The organism is Sphingopyxis sp. (genome assembly GCF_016463645.1).
Lineage (GTDB): Bacteria > Pseudomonadota > Alphaproteobacteria > Sphingomonadales > Sphingomonadaceae > Sphingopyxis.
The window spans coordinates 1-5,079 of the sequence record NZ_JAEMQX010000191.1 but is presented as its reverse complement, the minus strand read 5'-3'; the positions used below and the strand labels follow the sequence as shown (position 1 = coordinate 5,079).

The following is a 5,079-nucleotide window of genomic DNA, read 5'->3' as shown; positions in this document are numbered from 1 at the left end:
TCAGATGGCCGACGAGCGTCGTCTTGCCCGCGCCGACGTCGCCGGTGATGACGATAAAGCCTTCGCCCTGCGCGAGGCCGTAGCCGAGATAGGACATCGCCTTCCGGTGGGTGCCGCTTTCGAAATAGAAATGCGGGTCAGGCGTCAGCTGGAACGGACGGCCGGTGAAACCATAGAACTGATCGTACATCGCAATATTCCCGTTGCCCGAAGGGTCAAACCCATCAGAAGTTGTAACGCAGTCCCACCAAAGCTGAACCTATGAGCTGGCTGTTGAAACCTTCCTGATCGAAGGCGTTGAGGCTGGCCGCCGCGGTCCCGGTCAGGCTACGCCAGAACCGGCGCGAATAGGCCGTGGTCAGGCCCGCCGACTGGACGTCGCTCGCGCCCGGCGCGCCATTATCGAAATAGTTGACGTACCCCGACACGGTGAGGTCCGAATCGGCGTCGAGCTGGCGTCCGGCCGAGACAAAGAGATAATAATTCTCGTCCTTGATCCCGTTGAGGTTGCCGATCGGCGACAGCAACGGCGCGAGCAGCTTGCGCTGGTCGTAGCCGAGGCCGACACCATAGCTCCACCGCCCGTAGCGCGACGACAGCGTCGCCTGGACGCCGCGGCTGCGATATTGCGCCGAGGTCGCGTTGCCGAGCTGGTTGCTGAGGCATCCGCCGCCCTGCTGGCCGAAGACGCAGGGGTTGATATCGCCGCTGATCGGATTGCGGATCGGGTCGAACTGCGTCGGCAGTGCGGCAAGCCCGCCCGACAAGCCGCGGCCGAGGCTCGACAGCCCGTCATAGACGCCGACCTGGATCGTCGTCGCATGATCGGGGCGATAGGCGAAGCTGCCGGTATAGATGGTGTCGCCATAGCGGCGGCCGACGCGGGCGGTCAGCGAGGTGCGGCGGCTGGGCTGCCACATCACCCCGGCGTCCCAGATCAGCCCGTCGGTGTCGAACGACAGCTGGCGCGGGCTCGATTTGTCGGTGATGAAGCGCCCGCTCGCGTCGCGGACGGGGACGCCATTGGCGTCGACCACCGGATTGCGCTGGCCGATCTCGATATCCTCGTACCCGACGCCGCCGAGGAGCGCGACGGTCGGCCCGATCGGCACGGTCACGTCGGCGCGGACAAATTTGCCCTCGTAGCGCTGATCGAGCTGGCTCGCATCCTCGCGCTCGTAACCGCCCGACACCTGCCAGCCGAACGGCAGGTCGCCGGGGCGCGCGCCGACGCTGGCCCAGGCGACGTGGTTGGTCGAGCTGTCGAAAATGTCCTGCGGCTGCGTGCCCGGCGACAGGATCGCGGGCTCGTCGACTTCGACCTTGGTATAGCCGAAGCGATAGCCGGCGCCGACGTCGAGCCCGCCGATGCGCCGTGCGAAGGTCGGGCCGGCGTAGAACGAATAAAGGTCCGCGACATTGCTCGCGTCACCGATGAACAGGCCGCTCGCCGCGCCCTGACCGTCGGCGCGGGTGCGCGTCGCGAGCGCGCCGCCTTCGAGATTGAGCCCGCGCGCGGCCTCGATCCGGCCGCGGAGGAGGCCGCTGACCATGTCCGAATCGCCGAGCCCGCCATTCCAGCCGATGCGATGTTCATAGCGCACGCTGCCCGCCAGTTCGGCGCGGTTAGTGACGATCGCGGCGTCCACGCCGACCGCGAGGTTGGTATAGGTCAGGACGTCGCCGCCATTCTTGAGGTCGGCGGTCAGGATCTGGTCGACCTCGAGATAGGGGCTGACCGCGACCTGCCGCTGCGTGCGGCGGCGCTCGGCGCGCCTTTCCGAACGCCCCTGCTCCGGTGCCGGCGCACCGGCCGACGACGCGCGGCCGTCGCCCGGACCGGGGTCGCCCGAAAATTGCGCCTGCGCGCCGCTCGCCGTTCCGGCGAGCAGCAAGGCCGCCAGCGTGGCGGCACCGCGCATGGCGGTGACGGTGCGCATCACGCGCCTCCCTGTCCGTAATAGGTGCCGAAGCGGCGCCCGCCGGGCGAGAATTTCACACCATTGAGGAGCAGCTGGATATGCGGGCACGCACCCATCAGGCCGATCGCGTCGCGCAGTGCGGATTCGAGCGTGGTGTCGGCGCGCACGACCATGATCGTCTGGCCGACATGGCCGGCGAGCACCGCGGCGGGCGATGCCGCGAGCACGGGCGGCGAATCGAGGATGACGATGCGGCCGGGCGCCCCGGCCTCGAGCTGCGCCAGCAACGCCTCGGTGCGCGCCGAGGCGAGCAATTCGGTATCGTGCATATGCTGGGTGCCCGCGGGCATGACCTTGAGGCCGGGAATGTCGGTCTGGATCAGGCAGTCGCCGAGGGGCAGATGCGGATCGGCGAGCGCGTCCATGAGGCCCGGACCATCCTCCAGACCCAGGGCTTCGAGCACGCTCGGCTTTGCGATGTCGGCGTCGATCAGCAGCACGTCGTGGTCGGCCTCGACCGCGAGGCTCAATGCGAGGTTGACCGCCGAGAAGGTCTTGCCCTCGCCCGGATTGGCCGAGGCGATCAGCACGCGGTGACCGCGCGGCAGGATCGGGCGGTTGCCGACGCCACCGAAATTGCGGATCAGTTCGCGCTTCACGATGCGATATTCTTCGGAAATGCCGGTGACGGGCGTTCCGGGCACGATCATGCCGCGCGCCGCGAGGCGCTCGCGGTCGATCGTTCCCTGCCGCGCCGGAACGATCGCGGGCGCGGCCCGCGCGACGTCCTTGCGCGGCGACGGCTTCACCGGCGCGGGTTCGATCGCGGGCGCCGCCTCGACAACGGGTTCGGGCGGAAGAACCTCTGCCTGCGGTGCCTCGGCGGCGGATTCGGCCTTCGGCTTCCTCGCCTTTCTCTCGGGCTCGGGCGGCAGGTTCGAGACGTCAATCGTCGGCGCGTTCGCCGCGGGATCGAGGCCGAACATGTCGGCGGCGCGTTCGAGGAGCGAGGGCGGACGCTTGACTTTGCGTTGGTCGTTCATGTCATCGTCCCCCGTCACGCAACCATGCCGCGCTGGATGAATTCGGCGACGAGCAGCAAGGCGTAGAGGCCGACGAGCGCACCGCTCCCGCCGGCAAGCCAGACGAGCTTCTTGCGGCGATCGAGCTGGCGATCGGGCGTCACCACTTCGGTGATCGATCCGATCACCGGCAGGCCGCTCGCGCGTTCGAGCTTGGCGGCGGTCGCGTAGCTGGTGCGGACCTGGGCGAGACCGAAGGCGGCACCAACGCCGCCGCCGATACCCGCGAGCAGCACGAGCGTCAGGAACAGCGGCCGGTTGGGCGCTGCGGGGCTCGTCGGTTTCGATGGCGGATCGAGCAGCTCGACCTTGATCGCGTCGGTTTCGGTCTGCACCTCGCCGCGCATGCGAACCTGTTCGCGCTGCGCGAGCAGCTTGTCATATTGCGCCTTGAACGCGGTATATTCGCCGTTGATCCGGTCATATTCGGCGGCGATGCCGGGGTTCTGGATCTGCTGCGTCGTGATTTTCGATATGTCGCCCATCAGCTGGCTCTTGCGCGCCGACAGCGCGCTGACGGTCGCCTGACGCTCGGCGCGCATCGCGGCGAGCGAGGCATAGGCGGGGTTCTGCATCCCGCCGCCGCCCGCGCCTTCGCGGTCGGCCATGGCCTTCAGCGATGCGATCTGGCTTTTGAGCGCGATCACGTCGGGGTGCGCGTCGGTCAGGCCCCGCGCGCGCATCGACGAGAGCTCGTTCTGTGCGCCGGCGAGCTGCTGACGCGCGACGCCGCCGCCGACACCGCCCGCGCCGGGAATCGACTGCGGGGTCGAGGCGAGCTGGCCGTTCGCGGCCGCGAGCTGCGCCTGCGCCGAGACGAGCTGCGAATCGATCTGGCCGAGTTCGGCGCGCGCCGCGTCGACGCGCTGCGCGGGCGATCCGGCGCCGCCGGGGATCAGGCCGATGTTCTGCGCCTCGAACGCCGCGCGGCGCGCCTCGACCTCGCGCAGCGCCTTTTCGCGGTCCGCGATCTGCGCATCGAGGAATTTGAGGCCCTCGCGCGCGTTCATCCGGCCGCCGCGCAGCTGGTCGTCGCGAAACACGGTGATCAGGCTGTCGAGCACGCCCGAGGCGAGCCTGGCATTGTCGGCGTCGGACAGGCTGCCGACCGCGACGCTCGAGGTGATTTCGAAGATATTGTCCTGCTGCGGAACGACCTTGATGCTCCTTTGCAGCATCGCGACCGCGCCCGCCTTGTCGCGCTCGCCCGCGCCCGCGGGAAGCAGGCCCGTCGTCGCGGCGACCTTTTCCATGTTGCGCGCGCTGGTCAGCGTTTCGCGGATCTGGTCGATCTGCGGCCGTCCGCCGCCGACCTGCGCGTCGTCGGGCAGGATCTGGTTGATGTCGACGAGCAGGCGCGCGCGGCTGTCATAGCGGTTCGGGATCGACGCGATCGCGAGCCAGCCGAGGATGCAGATGCCCCAGGCGACCGCGAGCACCAGCCAACGGCGCGTCCACACGCTGTGCACTGCCACCCGGAACTCGTCGTAAAGGCTGATCATCGCTCGAAATTGATCCTTGGGAGAGGGGTGGGTGGCCGCCGGTCGATATCAGAACATGCTTTCGGGGATGATGATCACATCGCCCGGCTGAAGCCGCACGTTCGCCTTGATGTCGCCGCGCTTGATCAGGTCGTTGAGCCGCAGGGCGAATTCCTGCTGCTTCCCGCTGCCCTTGTCGAAACGGACGAGTCGCGCCTTGTTCCCGGCGGCATATTCGCCCAGGCCGCCGACTGCAATCATTGCGTCGAGCACGGTCATGTTGGCGCGGAACGGGATCGACGCGGGCTTTTCGGTCGCGCCGACGACGCGCACCTGCTGCGAGAAGGTGCTGTTGAAGCTGGTGACGATGACGCTGACGATCGGGTCGGTGATATACTGGCTGAGCTGGAGCTTGATGTCCTGCTGCAGCATCGTCGGCGTCTTGCCGACCGCGGGCATGTCGGTGATCAGCGGGGTGGTGATGCGGCCGTCGGGGCGCACCTGCACCTTGCCGCCGAGTTCGGGGTTGCGCCACACGAAGATCTGGAGCTCGTCGAGCGGGCCGATGATATATTCCTCGCCCGGCCCTTCCTG

At 68.1% G+C, this 5,079-nt stretch carries 4 protein-coding genes and 1 pseudogene; all 5 read right to left on the bottom strand.

Features of this window, described 5'->3' with window-relative positions; all coding sequences use genetic code 11:
• Positions 1-190, bottom strand: a pseudogene (locus JHC57_RS21050) (hypothetical protein); the annotation flags it as partial.
• A 34-nt stretch (positions 191-224) separates the two neighbouring features.
• Positions 225-1,940 (bottom strand): hypothetical protein, encoded by a 1,716-nt coding sequence (locus tag JHC57_RS21045; RefSeq protein WP_294032536.1) that lies wholly within the window; start codon positions 1,938-1,940, stop codon positions 225-227.
• Positions 1,940-2,965 carry an AAA family ATPase gene (locus JHC57_RS21040; RefSeq protein ID WP_294032535.1) on the bottom strand — a complete coding sequence of 342 codons (1,026 nt, stop codon included), beginning with the start codon at positions 2,963-2,965 and terminating at the stop codon, positions 1,940-1,942. Before JHC57_RS21040 ends, JHC57_RS21045 begins: the two co-directional genes overlap by 1 nt.
• A 14-nt stretch (positions 2,966-2,979) precedes the next feature.
• Complete coding sequence (locus JHC57_RS21035; RefSeq protein ID WP_294032534.1) at positions 2,980-4,506, bottom strand: XrtA system polysaccharide chain length determinant; 1,527 nt, start codon at positions 4,504-4,506, stop codon at positions 2,980-2,982.
• A gap of 48 nt (positions 4,507-4,554) precedes the next feature.
• Positions 4,555-5,079 (bottom strand): XrtA/PEP-CTERM system exopolysaccharide export protein (locus tag JHC57_RS21030; protein WP_294032533.1); only part of this gene is annotated, 525 nt, incomplete at its 5' end.

What these genes read in the sequence shown, in the direction of transcription:
- JHC57_RS21045 (WP_294032536.1), bottom strand. Translation starts at nt 1,940, where the DNA reads ATGCGCACCGTCACCGCCATGCGCGGTGCCGCCACGCTGGCGGCCTTG.
- JHC57_RS21040 (WP_294032535.1), bottom strand. Translation starts at nt 2,965, where the DNA reads ATGAACGACCAACGCAAAGTCAAGCGTCCGCCCTCGCTCCTCGAACGC.
- JHC57_RS21035 (WP_294032534.1), bottom strand. Translation starts at nt 4,506, where the DNA reads ATGATCAGCCTTTACGACGAGTTCCGGGTGGCAGTGCACAGCGTGTGG.